This is a genomic window from Marinomonas sp. FW-1 (assembly GCF_005222245.1).
GTDB lineage: Bacteria > Pseudomonadota > Gammaproteobacteria > Pseudomonadales > Marinomonadaceae > Marinomonas > Marinomonas alcarazii.
This window is the reverse complement of the sequence record NZ_CP025987.1, coordinates 1,776,200-1,794,236: the sequence shown is the minus strand read 5'-3', so window position 1 is coordinate 1,794,236 and position 18,037 is coordinate 1,776,200. Positions and strand designations below refer to the sequence as shown.

At 42.5% G+C, this 18,037-nt stretch carries 19 protein-coding genes and 1 other RNA gene; 9 read left to right on the top strand and 11 right to left on the bottom strand.

Going from position 1 to position 18,037, the window contains the following annotated elements:
• The first annotated feature begins 273 nt into the window (after positions 1–273).
• Together C1X04_RS08355 and C1X04_RS08350 are read left to right on the top strand one after the other, a co-directional pair.
• The gene (locus tag C1X04_RS08355; protein ID WP_110572195.1) at positions 274–1,056 is read left to right on the top strand and encodes an IclR family transcriptional regulator; all 783 of its coding nucleotides are present in this window, start codon (positions 274–276) and stop codon (positions 1,054–1,056) included.
• An 18-nt stretch (positions 1,057–1,074) separates the two neighbouring features.
• Entirely contained in the window at positions 1,075–2,178 is a 1,104-nt protein-coding gene (locus C1X04_RS08350) for an ABC transporter ATP-binding protein (protein ID WP_137169653.1), read from the top strand.
• Between the two features lie 83 nt (positions 2,179–2,261).
• Here the strand turns inward: C1X04_RS08350 and C1X04_RS08345 are convergent, their stop codons facing one another.
• The 4 genes from C1X04_RS08345 to C1X04_RS08330 form a co-directional block, all read right to left on the bottom strand.
• Positions 2,262–3,182 carry a LysR family transcriptional regulator gene (locus tag C1X04_RS08345; protein WP_110572191.1) on the bottom strand — a complete coding sequence of 307 codons (921 nt, stop codon included), beginning with the start codon at positions 3,180–3,182 and terminating at the stop codon, positions 2,262–2,264.
• A gap of 49 nt (positions 3,183–3,231) precedes the next feature.
• Positions 3,232–4,797 (bottom strand): MFS transporter, encoded by a 1,566-nt coding sequence (locus tag C1X04_RS08340; RefSeq protein ID WP_245926979.1) that lies wholly within the window; start codon positions 4,795–4,797, stop codon positions 3,232–3,234.
• Positions 4,798–4,800: 3 nt separating this feature from the next.
• A complete protein-coding gene (locus tag C1X04_RS08335) occupies positions 4,801–5,943 on the bottom strand; it encodes an efflux RND transporter periplasmic adaptor subunit (protein ID WP_137169652.1) in 1,143 nt (380 codons plus the stop codon).
• 368 nt (positions 5,944–6,311) lie between these two features.
• Entirely contained in the window at positions 6,312–7,022 is a 711-nt protein-coding gene (locus C1X04_RS08330) for a dienelactone hydrolase family protein (protein WP_110572186.1), read from the bottom strand.
• A gap of 223 nt (positions 7,023–7,245) precedes the next feature.
• Here C1X04_RS08330 and C1X04_RS08325 point away from each other — a divergent pair, with 223 nt between their 5' ends.
• On the top strand, positions 7,246–7,614 hold the full coding sequence (locus tag C1X04_RS08325; protein ID WP_110572184.1) for a methionine-R-sulfoxide reductase: 369 nt from the start codon (positions 7,246–7,248) through the stop codon (positions 7,612–7,614).
• 69 nt (positions 7,615–7,683) lie between these two features.
• Here C1X04_RS08325 and umuC read toward each other — a convergent pair whose 3' ends face one another.
• Both umuC and umuD read right to left on the bottom strand, forming a co-directional pair.
• Positions 7,684–8,955, bottom strand: coding sequence for a translesion error-prone DNA polymerase V subunit UmuC (gene umuC, locus C1X04_RS08320; protein WP_137169651.1), 1,272 nt, complete (start codon positions 8,953–8,955; stop codon positions 7,684–7,686).
• Positions 8,956–9,402, bottom strand: a complete 447-nt coding sequence (gene umuD / locus C1X04_RS08315; RefSeq protein ID WP_137169650.1) for a translesion error-prone DNA polymerase V autoproteolytic subunit — start codon at positions 9,400–9,402, stop codon at positions 8,956–8,958.
• 206 nt (positions 9,403–9,608) lie between these two features.
• Here umuD and C1X04_RS08310 point away from each other — a divergent pair, with 206 nt between their 5' ends.
• The gene (locus C1X04_RS08310) at positions 9,609–10,160 is read left to right on the top strand and encodes a stationary phase growth adaptation protein (RefSeq protein ID WP_137169649.1); all 552 of its coding nucleotides are present in this window, start codon (positions 9,609–9,611) and stop codon (positions 10,158–10,160) included.
• Positions 10,161–10,350: 190 nt separating this feature from the next.
• Here the strand turns inward: C1X04_RS08310 and C1X04_RS08305 are convergent, their stop codons facing one another.
• From C1X04_RS08305 to C1X04_RS08295, 3 genes are all read right to left on the bottom strand, one after another.
• Positions 10,351–10,548: a hypothetical protein gene (locus C1X04_RS08305; RefSeq protein ID WP_254682364.1), complete on the bottom strand. Its 198-nt coding sequence runs from the start codon at positions 10,546–10,548 to the stop codon at positions 10,351–10,353.
• Positions 10,549–10,928: 380 nt separating this feature from the next.
• Positions 10,929–11,180 (bottom strand): hypothetical protein, encoded by a 252-nt coding sequence (locus tag C1X04_RS08300; protein WP_137169648.1) that lies wholly within the window; start codon positions 11,178–11,180, stop codon positions 10,929–10,931.
• Between the two features lie 9 nt (positions 11,181–11,189).
• Positions 11,190–11,654: a helix-turn-helix domain-containing protein gene (locus tag C1X04_RS08295; protein WP_137169647.1), complete on the bottom strand. Its 465-nt coding sequence runs from the start codon at positions 11,652–11,654 to the stop codon at positions 11,190–11,192.
• 481 nt (positions 11,655–12,135) lie between these two features.
• Here C1X04_RS08295 and C1X04_RS08285 point away from each other — a divergent pair, with 481 nt between their 5' ends.
• Together C1X04_RS08285 and C1X04_RS08280 are read left to right on the top strand one after the other, a co-directional pair.
• Positions 12,136–13,413, top strand: coding sequence for an AAA family ATPase (locus tag C1X04_RS08285; protein WP_137169646.1), 1,278 nt, complete (start codon positions 12,136–12,138; stop codon positions 13,411–13,413).
• Position 13,414: 1 nt separating this feature from the next.
• Positions 13,415–13,840 carry a hypothetical protein gene (locus C1X04_RS08280; protein WP_137169645.1) on the top strand — a complete coding sequence of 142 codons (426 nt, stop codon included), beginning with the start codon at positions 13,415–13,417 and terminating at the stop codon, positions 13,838–13,840.
• Positions 13,841–13,849: 9 nt separating this feature from the next.
• Here the strand turns inward: C1X04_RS08280 and C1X04_RS08275 are convergent, their stop codons facing one another.
• The gene (locus tag C1X04_RS08275; protein ID WP_137169644.1) at positions 13,850–14,200 is read right to left on the bottom strand and encodes a hypothetical protein; all 351 of its coding nucleotides are present in this window, start codon (positions 14,198–14,200) and stop codon (positions 13,850–13,852) included.
• A 202-nt stretch (positions 14,201–14,402) separates the two neighbouring features.
• Positions 14,403–14,499, bottom strand: an RNA gene (ffs, locus tag C1X04_RS08270) — signal recognition particle sRNA small type.
• A gap of 223 nt (positions 14,500–14,722) precedes the next feature.
• Here ffs and C1X04_RS08265 point away from each other — a divergent pair.
• From C1X04_RS08265 to C1X04_RS08255, 3 genes are all read left to right on the top strand, one after another.
• On the top strand, positions 14,723–15,604 hold the full coding sequence (locus C1X04_RS08265; protein WP_137169643.1) for a 6-carboxytetrahydropterin synthase: 882 nt from the start codon (positions 14,723–14,725) through the stop codon (positions 15,602–15,604).
• A complete protein-coding gene (hisI, locus tag C1X04_RS08260; RefSeq protein ID WP_137169642.1) occupies positions 15,601–16,005 on the top strand; it encodes a phosphoribosyl-AMP cyclohydrolase in 405 nt (134 codons plus the stop codon). The genes C1X04_RS08265 and hisI overlap by 4 nt, the downstream gene beginning before the upstream one ends.
• A 326-nt stretch (positions 16,006–16,331) precedes the next feature.
• A complete protein-coding gene (locus tag C1X04_RS08255; protein WP_137169641.1) occupies positions 16,332–17,999 on the top strand; it encodes a methyl-accepting chemotaxis protein in 1,668 nt (555 codons plus the stop codon).
• Positions 18,000–18,037 lie beyond the last annotated feature (38 nt).

Below are 18,037 nucleotides of genomic sequence, written 5' to 3'. Positions count from 1 at the left end.
CAACTCGATGAATAAAATAATGGAATAAAGTTCCATTTTTTGCAATACTCAATTTAGAACATTTTTGAGACTTGGTTTTTTGAAGTGAAATTTACCTTACAAGAATAAGAACAAGAGTGATTTATACGATTAAATGAGCGACGCTAGAACGAGCACCAAACAGATTGAAGGTACGACTCATTGGTTATAGATGGATATTTTCAGTCTATTTTTTAATAAAATAGTGCAAAACCTAGTCGTATAAATACCTCAAAAAAATTAAGGAAACCCAATATGGCAGAACAAGAATCAAAGAGCGGAGGCTCATCTTTAGACAAAGCACTCAACCTGCTACAGGAAGTATGTGTTGCAGAAGTGCCATTACGCTTTGCAGATTTGGTTGAAAAAACAGACCTGCCAAAAGCCACCGCTCACCGAATTTTAATGTCCCTAACAGAAAAGGGCTTGGTTCGTTTTGACGAATTCACTCAGCTTTATCACCCTGGCTATGGACTACTAGAGCTTGCCCATCAAGCGTGGGCAAAAATCGATATACGTGACATTGCCGCAGACCAAATTAAGTATTTATGGGATGAAACAGGCGAAACCATTCACCTTGCCGTACTTGATCGAGGGGATGTGATATACATCGATAAACTGGAAAGCCAGAAAAGCTTGCGTCTATTCTCCGCCGTGGGCAAAAAAGGCCCTGCTTATTGCACTGGTGTTGGCAAAGCCATGCTGGCGTTTCTTAGCGAAGACCAATTGGTCGCTGCTATTAAAGAGCAAAGCTTTACCAAACACACAGACACCACCTTAATTAACGAACAAATGCTAAGAGACGATCTTATTAAGATTCGTGAAAGCAAAGTCTCCCTAGATTTGGAAGAACATGAGGAAGGCATTCAATGCGCCGCCTCCGTTATTTTGAATCACAGAAACGAACCCATCGCCGCGCTAAGTATTACCGCTCCAAAATTTCGAGTAGACGACGCGCGTTTTCAACACTTTCAAACACTGGTGAAAGAAGCCTGTATGAAAGTATCCACCCGAATGGGGGCCATGGCCTCTAATTAAGCATAGGAAAGCCCTATTATGGCGACGATAAAACTAACAAACGTCATCAAACGGTTTCATGACATTGAAACAATTCATGGCGTCAATTTAGACCTTCAAGACGGTGAATTTGTGGTCTTCGTGGGTCCATCTGGCTGCGGTAAATCAACTCTTTTGCGTTTAATAGCAGGGTTAGAAGACATTACCGATGGCAAGTTAGAAATCAATGGCATCAACATGAACAGCGTGGCACCTGCAGATCGAGGTGTCGCCATGGTATTTCAATCCTATGCGCTCTACCCACACATGACAGTGGAAGAAAATATGAGCTTTGGTTTACGCATGAATGGCGTAGCCCCAGAAAAAATCAAAGCCCAAGTAAGCGATGCTGCCAACATTCTTCAACTGAATGAATTACTCGATCGCAAACCCAAACAACTATCAGGCGGACAGCGCCAACGTGTTGCCATTGGCCGCGCAATCGTTCGTCAGCCAGAAGTCTTCCTGTTTGACGAACCGCTTTCTAATCTAGACGCCGAACTTCGTGTCGACATGCGTATCCAAATCGCGCAGCTACATAACAAACTTAAAGCCACTATGATTTATGTGACTCACGACCAAGTCGAAGCCATGACATTGGCTGATAAAATCGTCGTGTTGCGCGCTGGTAATGTAGAACAAGTGGGATCCCCTCTTGAGCTTTACCACAACCCTGCTAACGAATTTGTTGCTGGGTTTATTGGCTCCCCTAAAATGAACTTCTTAGAAGGCAAAGTCGTCAGCATAGACAACAAAGATATTGCCGTTATTGAAATCGCCAATCAAACCATTGAACTAGAAGTCGATTGCACAAAAGTTTCGGTCAATGAAAAGGTTAAGTTTGGCATCCGCCCAGAGCATGTTAAAGAAAACACCCAAGACGCTGACCTAACACTTAGCCTTGATATCGACGTAGCGGAACACCTCGGTGGCCTAACCTATCTTTACGGCCAATTTGAAGGCAATAAATTAACCATAGAAGTGAGTGGCGCCAACTTAACTCGCAACGGCGAAAGCGTCACCGTCGGCATCAAAAAAGAAGACTGCTACTTATTTAACAGTCGCGGTGAAGCCTTGGTTAACCGCCCTGTGCCAGAACGATAAGAAAAAACGATAAGAACAAAGAGTAAAAAAATAGCCCTTGTAAGGGCTATTTTTTCATCTGCAAGAGAAAAATAAAATGTAAGCTAATCAAACGGATTAGGGCTCACCACTTCCGCAAAATATTGCATAAGACTTTCTAAAAACACCCTTAATGCTGGCGTCATGGTTTTCCTATTAGAATAGACCGCCTGTACGATACTGACCTTGGTTGTCCAATCAGGCAATACGCGCACTAGATTTCCCGCTGCCAAGTCTTCACTCGCCACAATTTCCGGCATCAGTCCGACACCAACACCCTGCACAGCCGAACTAAGCAACAACCCACGATTCAGACACACCAACCTTGGATGATGCTGTACTAAACAAATACTGCTGTTCGGTCCGAGCAATTCCCACTGATGGACAGACTCCTGTTTACCAAAGACTTCTGTCAATGTGGGCATTTTAGCAAGCTGATCTGGATGAGTCGGCATACCAAATTCTTCGATGAACTGCGGACTGGCTACCAAAATCATTCTACTGGTGCCCAATTTCTTCGCCACCATACCCGCCCCATTTACGATGGCTCCCCTTGTTCGTAGCGCGATATCAATGCGTTCTTCCAATACCTGAACGTCTCTATCCGTTACATCCAAATACACTGAAACCTTGGGATACTGCTTCATAAACTCAGGTAAAAACACCGAAAAATGGTGCTGAGCCAATAAAACCGGACAGCTCACCCGCACCACACCCGAAGGAACCGACTGCAATAACGCCACAGATTCGTAAGCAGACTGCCCCTCTGCCACCATATTAATGGCGCCTTCATATAATTGTCGGCCAGCGTCTGTGAGAGAAAAACGCCGACTATTTCGCTGAATCAATTGGATACCCAGCTTGTCTTCTAGCTGCGCAACTCGGCGACTTAAAAGCGATTTTGTAATACCTGACACTCGCTCAGCAGCAGTGTAACCGCCATGTTCAGCAGTCAGGTAAAAATAATAAATATCGTTAAAATCCATAAATCGACTAATTACCCTTAGAGAGCCAATAAGTAAGCGTTACATCGCTCTAGTTTAGGCGTTTTTGACACCCCATAACAATCACACCAACAATACCTACAACAAATAACAAAGAGAAATAATCAATCCCTGCTAATACCACAGCGTTTTTTTGTACTTCATTGGCAATCCATGCAAAGCCGGCCTTACTGGCTAAATCGCCACTCATGTGAGTGCTGTACACACTACTAATCTGGCTCAGCACTCTTATAAAGACAGGATCGTTTGACGCAACATGCTGGTTTAAAACATCATAATGAACTGTTGTACGCCATTGCAGACCAATACTTCCTAAAGTGATCCCTAACGCCACACTCAATTGTGACACCATGTTTTTTACTTGTTGGGCGTGAGAAAAGACTGTTTCATCATGCTGAAGCTCGGTAAACGCTTTCGCTGCCACGGTGCCTTGCACACACACCGTAAAAAACACAAAAAGAAATAACGCAGGCGCGACATAAGTCTGTAAGTTGGTTGTTGGCGTTAACCTCATCATAAAAAAGCCATACGCCATCAAACACAAAAAGCCAGTCACATAGAATTTTTTGCCGTGTGGCCGCTTCGGCATAATCAGCATACTAACGTACAAACCAATCACACCCGCTACCTGGCCAAGAGCATACCAATTGCCAATCGTACTCCAACCATACCCAAGCCCTTTCTGCATAATCTGTGGTATCAAGTAACTGTTTGATCCCATTATCAAATAACACACAAAAAACACAGTCACGCCATTCCGGTACAGCTTGCTATCAAACAGCGACTTCATCGACAGTAACGGTCGATTTTCATGGTGACGAACCATACTGCGTAAAAAATAATACAGGCTACTCAAACCCAACAATAGAAAGACGCCCACCAGCACACTGTTGCTAAAAAAAGCGTAATTACCGTGTTGAAAGCCATACAACATGAAAAAAGAGCCCGCGGCTAAGGCCATTAAGATATAGGGGTGGCTTTGGCTACGAATATCTTCTTTCGCAGGTATACCAGGCAAACAAAAAGACGCGGTAACCGCACTCAGCAAACTCACCACCATCAAAATGACAAATAAATAATGCCAAGAACTGGACATAAATAAATGCGCCGCCAAAAAAGGCGCAAGAGCAGAACCTATGGTCAATCCATAAGCGTACGCCTTAATCCCCGTTAAGCGAATCAAGCTAGGGGGAAATAAATTAATAATGACCCTAGCCCCTGTCATGAAAGCCGCACCACCAAAGCCCATAATCACATAGCCAATCAAAAAGCCATCAAAGCTTCGGCAGTAAAACCCAACCACACAACCTATAAAGAAGACCAACAAAGAACCTAATATGTAGTACTTCCACCCCACTCGCTCAACCAACCAACGCTGCTTCGAAATGGTGACCACAGCGACACAAGCATACGACGCAGTTGCCAAACTGTATTCTTGTGGAGAAACACCCAACTCCCCCATCAAAGGCGCAGCGGCAAACACAATCATCCCCGTCTGCAAAAAGTTCAGCAGCATGAGCAAGAATATGGTCGCCAGCATTAGCCATTCATGGGATGGCGCTGGCACATATTTGTGACGACTAATTTTACTGATCATCACTTACAAACTTTCTTTAATGATCTTTTGAATAATCACATTGACGCCTTCATCATTGTGATCAAACACACGAGTGCGCCAAGGACTCTGAACGTCAGCGAGCGACGTTAATACTGGTGCACCTGCGTTATGAGTGTCCACGTTTACGCTCATAGACAAACCAGGGCGAAGCGGATGCTCCTGCAGCTCATCTGGGTTTATCACTATACGAACTGGCACCCTTTGTACCGTCTTAATCCAGTTGCCTGTCGCGTTAGACGCGGGCAGCAAAGAGAACGCACTGCCTGTTCCAGGTTCTATCCCTTTTACTTTGCCATGGTAAGTCACACTAGAACCATAAATATCAGACGTTAAGGTAACGGGCTGCCCAGCGCGAATATGACCAAGCTGTGTTTCTTTGAAATTCGCGGTTACCCAGACATTTTTTAATGGAATAACAGACATCAAGGTGGTGCCTGGTGCCACATGCTGACCCACTTGCACGCTACGTTGAGCAACATAACCGCTGGCAGGGGCAAGCACCGAAGTGCGATTCAGCGTTAACCAAGCCGCTTTTAAAACAGATTCGGCTTTTAACACATCGGGATGCGTCAGCACCGTTGTATTATCGACCTTCGTTTTATTCGTATCGTATGACTTTAAAGCAAGATTATAAGACGCTTTCGCACTCGTTAAAGCGCTTTCATAATGGCTTAAATCTTCATTAGAAATTAAGTTATTCTTCTTTAAATTCACGCGGCGCTGATAATCTTGTTGTGCCTTATCCAATGAAATTTTAGCCAATCGGACATTGGCCTCCTGCTCTTCCAAAGAAGCAAAACTATTGCGCACAGACCGTATGGTACTCGCAAGACTCGCTTCGGCCTGCTGCAAGGCCAACTGAGCATCGACCGGATTTATTCTTACTAACTGATCAGACTCGCTCACCAAGCTAGTATTATCAGCCATGATGTCCGTGACGGTGCCAGACACTTGAGACATAACATTTACAATATTGCCGGACACATAAGCATCTTCTGTTGTTTCGTAAAACCGTCCTATTTTTAACCACCAAATATAGATACCAACACAAACTACCACGACACTAATCACCAGTAAGACAATCGTGTTTTTCTTTTTCAATGAATGCTTATCTATCTCTGTCATTGCTCTTTTATACTCTCGAAATAACCTGAAGGGATCTGAATCGGGCAAGGATAAGGCGATAAAATAAAGAGGGCAATATCAAAAAATGGGACTCATCGTCCTATAATTAAGACAATAATATCAAAGTTAATTTTCCTTATTTTTTACCAAGAACTTATGAAAAGATCGACATTTTGAGAGCGAAAAGTCGTTGCAAAAAGCAAAAACGCGCCGTTTTCTCAAAATGTTTTATCATTATTTTTTATACGTTTTGACAGCGAGAGCACAAACCAGACAGGAAAAGCATGATCGAGAGGAATAACAAGAGATAAGAGACGATTCAAGCAGACACAGACTGGGTTTTCCCTGTCTGCTTGAATCGGTATTACTTAAACAAATTCTTCTAAAAAGTGTTCCAAATATTGATAACCGCGCTGCGCGGTCAATGGATTATACTGGCTGCCATGCTCTGGACTGTCCGCACTTGGCAACATGAACGAATGCATAGTGCTAGCAAAATCTATGTACTGAAAATCCATCCCCAAACCTGCCCAGTAACGTTTCGCTTCTTGAGCTTCAGATTCATTAACTAGAGGATCTTCATAACCATTCAGCACCATGATTTTCGTTTTGGTGTTGGCCTTTTCTTCCGATTGAGCACGGAAAAAACTCATCAAGCCATGAAAACTCGCCGCGCCAGCACTGTCCGCCAGATGCAAACCGGCCTCCAACGCCAAACGACCACCTAAACAAAAACCAACATGCACAATGGTTTTGCCGTGAATAGCATCACAAGCGGATTCAGTTAGCTCCTTTTGCAAACCATGCAAAGGGTCCGCTTCAGCCAACAAGGCCCCCATTTTCGCCTTTTTCTCATCCATTTCGACTGGATTCTGCCCCATGCCGTACAAATCCAATGCGGTTGCAGAAAATCCCATTGACGCAATACGATCTGCCACACCTTTTTCAAAGTCCGTCAAACCAGAAAATGTAGGCCAAATAATCACCTGAATGTGACTTTTATCTGAACTCAGCCCATCGACTTGGTAATGCATACGCTTAACATTGTCTTTAAATATCGACTCAAATGTCTGGCTCATAAGCAACCCCTTTAAAAATCTATAAATGATGTTTATCCAGTGTAACCAGCCAAACCCAATGAAATCAATGCAATTACTCGATATCTCGCCAACATTGAATCGACAGAACAACAATCCTTTTACACTCACGAACTTGATGTGCAATTTATTGTCTTACTCTACAACGATAAGGCATGACATAATTTATGCTAACAACGCCCATAGCGACAGGAGAACAAGTCTTATGAGTAAACCATACAACAAGCTTACGCCTGTAGAAGCCAGTGTCATCCTTGATAAAGGCACAGAACGCCCATTTACTGGCGAATATACCGACACAATGACAAACGGATTATATGTCTGCCGCCAATGCGACGCGCCTCTATACACGTCAGAACATAAGTTCCTATCACACTGCGGCTGGCCGAGCTTTGACGATGAAATACCAAACGCCGTAAAACGCGTACCCGATGCCGACGGCCGTCGTATCGAAATCGTCTGCGCCAACTGCGACGGACACCTAGGCCATGTATTTGAAGGCGAAAGGCTCACCGAAAAGAACATTCGCCACTGCGTCAACTCCATCTCCATGAAGTTTGTCAGCAAAGACTAATTAACCAGTTTAAGCTCTAAAGCAATAAAACCGCCTCCTTGGCGGTTTTATTGCATATATCTTTACTACTCACCAAACCTTGGGCAGTTCATCCCATTTAGTCGTATACCTTGGTGACAGGTGCTCTCGTTTCATCGCCCACTGAGGCGACACACCTTGCGAGGCGAAAAAAACATTGCCGAGGCCGCTGTGGTTAATTTTATCTACCACATTCATGAGTGCTTTTGAGTTGCTTTTCGTGCTGTCCGCTCGGAATAAATCTTGCTGAAAAGCATCGTGCTCGTAAAAGTCGGTAAGCATTACGCCTGCTTTCATATAGCGAAAACCATCACGCCAGAGTCGCGAAAACAGCACGCCAGCGACTTCTAATAAATCTCGCGTGTCATCGGTTGGATTAGGAAGTTCAGCAGAAAGCGTTTTCGAATACTGAGGTTCGTTTGGAATAAACGGGCTGGTGCGAATAAACACACTGACTAAACGACAAAGGCGTTTTTCCCCACGCAATTTCTCGGCAGCACGCGTTGTGTACTTGGATATGGCTTCCCGAAGCTCTTGCTTATCCGTCACCTTATGACCAAAAGAGCGACTGCAAATAATCTGCTGCTTTGTCGGCCTAACCAGCTCTAAATCCAAGCACGACACGCCATTCAATTCTCGAATGGTTCGCTCCAACACCACAGAAAATTCGCTACGAATGGATTTCGGATCAGCATTAGCAAGATCCAACGCGGTATGAATTCCTCTCGCCTTTAGCTTCGCCGTGGTGCGACGACCAACACCCCAAACGTCACCCACATCCAACAACGCCAACAAACGCTTTTGTCTGTTGGCGTCCATCAGATCCACCACCGACCCCGTTGCTGGGTATTTCTTCGCAGCATGGTTTGCCAACTTCGCTAACGTCTTAGTTGGCGCGATACCAATACCAACAGTAATGCCCGTCCATTGATCGACCTTGGCTTTTACATGCTTGCCAAATGCCAGCAAATCCGTCACGTGATCAACACCTGTTAAATCCATGAAAGCTTCATCGATGGAATACACTTCCAGGCGTGGTGCCTCTTCCTCCAAGATCGTCATCACCCGATTCGACATATCCGCATACAAAGCATAGTTGGATGAAAAGCACACAATGCCGTGTTTTCTTATCTCATCCTGCACCTGAAACATCGGCACGCCCATCTTGATACCCAGCGCCTTTACCTCTTTGGAACGCGCGACAATACAGCCATCGTTATTCGACAACACCGCAACAGGCGCATGCTTTAAATCAGGGCGAAACAACTTTTCACAGCTGGCGTAAAAGTTGTTGCAATCAACCAAGGCAAAGACAGTTCGCATTTAATGACGCTCGTACTTACGAACCACGCCCGTGACCACACCAAAAATCTCTAATTCAGATTCCTCTGTGATATGAATGGCTTTATAGGCTTTATTCTTCGGGCGAAGTAACACATTGGGCTTAAGCTCCAACGTCTTCACCGTCATTTCCCCATGAATACAGGCAATCACAATATCCCCATGACGCGCCGTCAATGAACGATCCACCACCAAGACATCGCCAGAATGAATCCCCGCCTCTATCATCGAATCCCCCTGAGCACGAACAAAAAACGTCGCGTGCGGATGGCTCACGCACAACTCATTTAAATCCAACGATTTTTCAACAAAATCCTGAGCAGGCGAAGGAAACCCCGCCGACACAGAGTCCACATACAAAGGAATCCGCACGCTATTGGCCGCGATAAACGCCGCCGACTCAGACACACCAAGATAAGTCACACGCATAATAAAACACCAAAATACTGTATGGATATACAGTATAGTTTTAAGTAGCATCAATCGCCAAGTGAAATTTTGTAAGAGGCTGGCTTTCCGGCTTTTGCGACCAGAAATGAGGCGGGATCTAATACAGCTCTGTTTCGTCAACATGGAATTCATAACTGTTCAAAGGTATATTACTCGGCTTTACTCTTGAAAAATTGGGACGAGGAATGCGGAGCAAGATAGACGAGGTAGCTAAGTGGAGACCGTTTACCGATGCAAACGGCCAAGTATACGATCTTAGCCACCTAGACGCCCATGAAGCGACTTACTCCGATATCATAAACGGGAAAAAAGAAACCTACACTTTTATGGTTTCCTACTCGTTCCACTGCTTCGCAAAAGACTATCCTCATCAAACAGAAGCGGAAAAAGCAGATCTGATGTACCACACCCTAAAAGAAAGCAGGCCGTTTTGCTTTGTTCGATATGAATTATCAAAAAAGTATTTGAGACAAATTGTTGATGCATTTGGAGACAAGAAAACCCGCATAGGACACGCAGGTTATGGAAGCTACGCCTCTGTCACCATCAACACAGAGGAAAAAGGGCAAATCATCTATTTCGTGCCCTTTAAGATGTACCGAGAGAAAAAGTTAATGAGGATACATATTACCAGTGCTTACCCTGAAGACGTGATGCCCAAGCTGGATAAGGTGAATTTTTTCAACATTGCGAAGAATCTTAAATTAGGAAAGCCGCTTCCCAAACCCCATAAATAACAAAACCCGCCTAAAAGCGGGTTCCGTCGAGCATTGATTCAAACTTTGAGCCTATGCTCGATATTCAGAAAGCCTTTACCGGGTTGCCCTCGACCTTTTACGGTAGCCGGATGTGTGATGTGACTCACTCTGCTGCATCCATATGACATCTCTGTCAATATCTGTAGTTTATACATGTAAACTTGATTTATCAACCACCCTCTCCGAAGTGTCGGCCTGTGGCGTTTTTGATGCGTTCGATGGTTTGATCGAACCATGCGGAGTTGGTTTGGATTTTGGCGAGTTGTTGTTGATAGTTTCGGATGGTTTGGCTCATGGCCGTGATGTCGGTGGCGGGTACGACAGCGATGCTTTCTGCTATGAAAAAGGGCTTGTCTGCATAGTTCATAATCAATTTTTCATCTGCCCCCAAATTCAAAAAAACCACCCGAAGGTGTATTTTTAAAGCTATACAGGATTGTGAAGTCAGGACACTCTTACTAAGTGTGTAAAACTTGGTACTGAACGATCAAGCTTTATTAGCAAATCTTCAACTGTAAGCTCTGGGTCTTTATGTACACGTGCAAAATTATCTAACGCTTTCATGACACTACCTTTTTCTTTAGTGAACAAGAAACACATCAACTCGTCTCTTGTCATCGCTCTGATACCATACTCAGCCAATAATTTTGCCGGAAAGTCTTTAATGTTATCTGTCGCAATAATATTACAACCCGTTTTTACTGCAGCAGCAAGAACATGACGATCATCTGGATCAGGAAGGTCAAGCTAATTTATTAATGGCTCGTAACCTAAAACATAGCGATCGAAAAAGGATGCCTTAATCGAATTTACCTGCTTAATAATGACGTCTTTGCTTTCGGGATGCCTACGAATTAAAGCATTAGACCATTCTGCATCTATCTTATCAGTCCAAAAAAACTGAGTAGTACACCCATCTAACTGCATCAAATTAAGAAGCATCATCCTCAATGGTTGTGAATATAGGGTATTTGCATCCAGCAAAATTTTATCATCCATAACAACCCCTTACATAGAATCTGACTCTTGCTCAAAGTTGGCAATTAAACTAAGAGTCTCTTCTCTTGACCCCTTAGCACTAGAAAGCTTCTCCTTAAATAACAAGACATCTGCCATTTTTACACGATGATGAGTGCCTACCTTCATAGATGGAATTTGCCCAGCCAAAATATAACCTGTTACTTTTGGTCGTGACATTCCAAGAAACTTAGCCGCCACAGCAGGACTCACCATTTTCTCCAAGTCAACCTGCTGTTCAAAAAACTGATCATCGCCATCCTTAGCCAATTGACCTAATACTTGAACAAGCGCATCAAGCGTCAATTTGGGCAATTCAAATTCAGCTTTTTGACCATTTTTAAGTAACACATCAATTTTTAACTTATCAAGATCCGCTTGATGCTGCTTCAGGTATTGCTGCGCTTTGATAATTGCACTGGTATCCGGCTCAACATTTAAATTGGTTTTCATCATTCGAGTAACCTCTCACCCTTAACACTATCAAGGCAAACTAAAAGCTAGCCTCAGTAACCCCAAACATAAATGAAATATCTGAAAATATCCATGTTTTTTCAGTTATTTCACTTAAGTGCTTTTGATCTAGACTTTATACATTCGAAAAAACAACAAAGACGGGCATAGCGCTTTTAACGCATTCGATGGTTTGATCGACCCATGCGGAGTTGGTTTGGATTCTGGCGAGTTGTTGGTAGTTCAGATGGTTTGGATCATGGCTATGATGTCGGTGGCGGGTACGACAGCGATGCTTTCCGCTATAAAAAAGGGTTTAGCTGCGTCGTTTACAATCAATTTTTCATCTGCCCCCTAATTCTACGAAAAAACACATAAATTTAGTGGCTGACAAATCATGACAACTCACATATCATCACTTAAAAAGTAAATATGTATAAAACAGTCTTTTTACAAGAAGCCATATTTAAGAGGAAATATTAAAATGGAATTGAATTTAATGGAAAAACTAGAAGTCGAAAACTTTCTAGTAATTAAAACTGCCAAACTAGATATAAAAAAAATAAACATATTAATTGGCCCTCAAGCAAATGGAAAAAGCATCTTAGCAAAACTAACATACTTCTTTCAAAATCTTTCAAAGATTTTTTTAGAAGGTATATCTTCGAATAAATCAAAGACAGATCTAAATAAATCGATTGTCGCAAAATTTGAGACAAATTTCCCACGCTATTCATGGGAAGGAACTAATTTTAAAATTGACTATCAAATTAATGAATTAAATTTTCGTATAGAAGGAATAAAAGGAAGTCGAGGAAAAACAAATATAAAAATAACCTACTCAGATGCTCTTTCAAAGCTTTTTAGCTCAAAAAAGCAAATCCTTTCAAGAAAATTAGATGCATACAAAACAAGCGAAAACCCTAAAAAAGCAACTATAGATAAAAGATTTGTCTTCTTTGATGTAGTACTTGATCCATTAAGATCAGAAAACTTTTCATATTTTTTTGATGATCCAATTTTCATCCCTGCTAGCCGATCTTTTTTTGCAAATCTCCAAAAGAACATTTTTACATTTCTTGCATCAAATCTTGACATAGATCCTTTCCTTAAAGAATTTGGCGGTCTTTATGAAACATCAAAAAGATTTTATAACAACAAAAGACTATTTGAAGAGCACAAAAACACTAGACTTAATTTAATTAAATCTTTTGAAGAAATAATAAACGGAAAATATGAGTATGACGATGAACAAGATTGGATAAGATTAAAAAATAATAGAATAAATTTAGCAAATGCATCATCAGGACAACAAGAGTCACTTCCAATGCTCTTGGTACTATGCATGCAGCCTCTCCTATTGAGAAATAGAGAGAGTATGATTTTCATTGAAGAGCCAGAGGCGCATTTATTTCCTACATCCCAAGGAAAAATAGTTTCAATTTTGTCAATTTTATATAATGAAATTGGATCTAGATTTTTTATAACTTCTCATAGCCCCTATATTTTATCCGCTCTAAATAACTTCATACTTGCTGGTGATGCGGTGAAGTCAGGAACTTTAAAAAACGAAGAATTTACAGAAATCAATAAATCAGGTATACCTATAAGATTCGAAGACATTTCTGCTTATACTATTAAAAACGGAACTCTTGAATCAATATTAGATAATGAATATAGGTTGATAGGTAGTGAAATGCTTGATGAAATTTCGGATCATTTTGAGGATGTTACAAACACCATCCTTTCAAAAGGACATTAAAATGGAATTTAATAAATGCACATCATCTTCCAAAAACAAAATTACAAAAATACACGAAAATAAATCTGAGTTAATAATAAAAAACAACAACAACAAAACTATAAACAAAATAAAGGTTGATGGATGTTTAATAGGAGATAAATTCGAAAAATGCGATTACATTGTAACTACAATAGAGAATAATAAACCTCAAAAAGCTTTTTTCATAGAACTTAAAGGTTGCAAGATTGAAAAAGCCATAAACCAACTTGATTCAACATTAAACCTGACTAAGACCTATTTTGAAGACTATGTTAAAGAATGTTATATAATTTGCACCAGAGTCCCAAAATCAAGTTCCAAAATACAAAAAATGCGTATTATTTTTTCAAACAATCACAAATCTACATTATCAATAAAAACTACTCGACACACTATCGAGTGCTAATTTAATAAACTAAATTAAGCTTATAAAATAATATATTAACTGGCGACTCAGCAATCTGATAGCCAGTCCCCCCCCTCTTCCATATGGCCAACTTTTATCCACCAAGCTCTTATCGACTCTTCTGGCCACGTCCATATTCCTCATCATTCCTAGTGCAAATTCAGTATTGAGTCTTTCTATCACTTGGTCGCTGATTTGTTGGTCGTAACTTGGCTTGCCTGTAGGCATTAGGTGGATAGTTGGCACGAAGATCATGTTTTTATTGTTGTTGTGTAACTGTTGGGCTTGCTTTGCGATGCCAAATCTTTTGAGATCAGATGAAAAATGCTTTGGCCCCACAAAAGAAAGCTGCGCTTTCACGGCAGATTGCGCTTCGCTTATCGTGCCCTACGAGTGATGTTGTTTAGGTTCAGCAGTGAGGAGTAAGGTAGCTTCAAGTCGGTGTGGCAGCACCAAAAGGCGTAATAATGCATCAAAAGAGTTTTGTAGAAACGCTAAGGAATGAAGTAAGTATTGAAGTAAAAAAGGAAAATGTAGAACGTTGGGGAGATTAAGGTGGCATCTCTACCAGCCGCACCTCGGCACACAAGTCCACCGCTGTGGCTGCTTCCTTCCGGACCTGACCAGATTAACGGTTTATCGTTGCGAGGGGACCAGCAGAGACACCATAAAGGAGGCCTGTTGACCTTGGGGCGCAATTATACGCAGCCAATACGAAATATCAACCGCCTTTCTTATGTATTTTCAAATACTTAAATCTTTTTGCTTATCAAGCGCCCTTTCCTACACTTGCTCCTGTGCTTGCGCTTTTTAGTCTCAGCCTATAACGCGGGTTACATTTACGGTAAGATACGCGCCATTAAGAATCATAGGAGTAGCGAGTTGAAGCTATTTGTAAAAAACCTAACCCACGTGGATTTTTCCTACTTTGACGCCAAGCGTGGCTTGTTGGGTGAAAGCTGGCAAACCGACATTGTACTGACCGGCAAGTTAAACGATGAAAGCATGATTTGTGATTTCAGTATCGTGAAAAAACAAATCAAGAAATGGCTGGATGACAATATAGATCACATGCTGGCGATTCCTGCCGAGCACAACGGATCTACTCTTACGTCACTGGCTGGTGATCGTGTTTCTTTTCATTTTGATCACAGTAAAGAAGCCGCTGGCGACAAACGCGCATTTCAATGCGATGCGCCAGCTCAGGCCATTTGCGTTTTACCCATGACAGAAGTCACACCAGACGCCGTTGCCAAGTGGGTTGAAGCACAAATATTGAACCTACTTCCTGCTGAGTTAGAAGCGGTAAGCGTGCGTTTTTCACCAGAACACATTTCTGGCGCGCAATATCAATACAGCCATGGCTTGAAAAAACACGCTGGCAACTGCCAACGTATTGCTCACGGTCATCGCTCTACGGTTGAAATTTACGCCAATGGCGAACGTAATGCGGCAATGGAACACGATTGGGCAACACGTTGGGAAGACATCTATTTAGGCACCCAAGAAGACTTAATAAACCAAGTCACCGAAAACGACGTGAGCTATCACTGTTTCAGTTATACCAGCCAGCAAGGTTTGTTTGAGCTAAAAATAGACAGTAATCAGGTTTACATGTTGGATTGCGATACCACAGTTGAATCGCTTTCCGCACACATTGCTGATGTCTTGGCAGAAGAAAACCCAGGCACACACATCGAAGCCCACGGCTTTGAAGGTATTGGCAAGGGCGCGATTTCAGAAAAAGTAAAGGCAAGAGTATGAGCTTAAAAGAGTACGAGAACCTCGCTCAAGGCGAAAAGTTATCGCTAGACACGGTATTAGCCAATTTAAAAACAGACGAACATGGTTTGATCGCAGCCATTGCGCAGCAGCACGATACTGGCGAAGTATTAATGCTTGCCTACATGAATGATAAATCCATTCGTGAAACATTAGAAACGGGGCAAGTGTGTTACTGGTCTCGTTCACGCCAAACTTACTGGCGCAAAGGCGAAAGCTCGGGGCACCGCCAAACATTAGTGTCTATGTCATTTGATTGCGATGGCGATGCGATACTTATTCAAGTAGATCAAAAAGGCCCAGCCTGCCACACAAATCGTCGCGACTGCTTCTTCTTTACTGTCGAAGGGAATGAAGTGGTTATAAAGTCCGCTCCACAATAGACCAACCTCCATGGCAATTTATGCACTGAAGCGGTGCATAAATTGCAATTTTCTCTGTACCTTTACTCCCCTTTCACGCTATCTTAAGAGCAGGCCGCTTTTCTTGCACATTTCAGACAAGAAAAACGGGCTAAGACATGACACAGAACTAACCCTATCTGCACCACGATGCTCCACTTTCAAAAATAGTACTTAAAACTGAAAAATAAGTACCAATACATAGAAAGCTATAAGCAGACGTTATTTCTGTAAGTTAATGTAATTTTATTGGCACAACTATTGCTGACTAAATGTCATTCTCTTCCACTCTTAATATTGGATACGCTATGTTAAAACTGTCTGTACGCACCAAGATATTATCGCTTATTGCGTTGTTTTCACTGGTTATTGTAGGAATTAGTATCAGCTCGGCTTTAACCAGTAAATCTGTCTCTTCTGAATTACAAAGCCTTTCCTCTCAAAGCCTCCAACTCGTTAAAAACTTAGAAAAAAGCCGTCAGCTTTTATTGCAGCAATCGGTTGAGTTCGAACGAGGCTTTTTCCAGGTATCTATCGCCAAATCGATTGGCGGTTATGGCGTAGAACAAGTTACCGAATCCGCAAATAAATTTAAGACCTATACTGGCGAGTTGCTCACCAGTATTGAAAACGTAAAAAGCATCCTTGCCACTCTGCCTGTGCACGATGGGCTAGAGGGATTGTTTGAACAAATCAAAGCACTCGAAGAACAACAAGAAGTTTTCCTAGCCTCTAGTACAGAAACCTACAATTGGTGGGAAAAACTTAACACCCTAAAAGCCAATAAATTCCGTAAAGAAGCCGAAGAAAGTCTAATTACCGTTAATGCGCAAATGGAAGAAATCATTACCGCGATTAACAATTACAGCGATAACGTTGCGCAAGCCCAAAGCAGTAAACTTGATCAAACCATTTATACCAGTGGCGCACTTGCCGCTATCCTTATTGCTGTTGGTATTGTCGTCAGCATTATTATCGTTAACGGTATCTGTCGCCCTCTTATTCGCGCCGTTCGCCGGGCTGAAGACATTGCAGCAGGGAATCTAGCCAAATCACAAGTGACCAGAACTCGTAAGGATGAAATTGGTCTGTTAGAAACAGCAATGGATAAGCTTGTAATACAGCTTAGTAGTATTCTGCACGATGTAGCGGAATCCAGTTCTATGCTGACAAATGCCGCTAATGATCTGAATCGAATCACCGATGAATCTTCCGAAATGGTGGATCGCCAGCAAGAAGAAACCAACTTCATTTCTCAGGCAATACAAGAAATACAATCCACGGCGGTTCACGTATCCGAATCCACCACAGACGCAAGCCAAGCGGCTCACAATGCCGAGACCGCTGCCAATGAAGGCACAGCGATAGTCACGAAAACCATTGCCAGCATTCAGGAGCTGGCGAGCGAAATTGCCAGTTCTGCCGATACGATTAATGATCTACAGTCTAATACTCAAGAAATCAGCACCATTCTGAATACTATCCTAGGCATTGCCGAACAAACCAACCTACTTGCCTTGAACGCGGCAATTGAAGCTGCGCGAGCGGGCGAGCAAGGCCGAGGTTTTGCTGTGGTAGCCGATGAAGTACGCCATCTTGCCCAAAACACGCAAAACGCCACGCAAGAAATCGAGAAAATGATCGCGCTACTGCAAAGTGGCACCAGCTCTGCTGTGAAAGCCATGACCTCCAGCCATCAGCGCTCTACGGATGCGGTTAATCAAGTAAAACACGAGGAAGATTCCCTGCGTCATATCAACCAATCCGTGTCCAAGATTCGTGATATGAACGATCGGATTTCAGCAACCGCAGAAGAGCAAGCATCGGTAACCGCAGAAGTCAGCCGCAACGTCGAGAACATTACCGAAATTACGTCACGTACAACCAAGTCGATTCATTCGATAAGCAACTCTGCAGAACAGCTGGCCTCATTGGCAACACAGCTTTCCGCTAAGATCAGTTATTTCAAAGTATAGTGTTACAGGAGTATACTTTTTAGATTAAGATTTCAGGG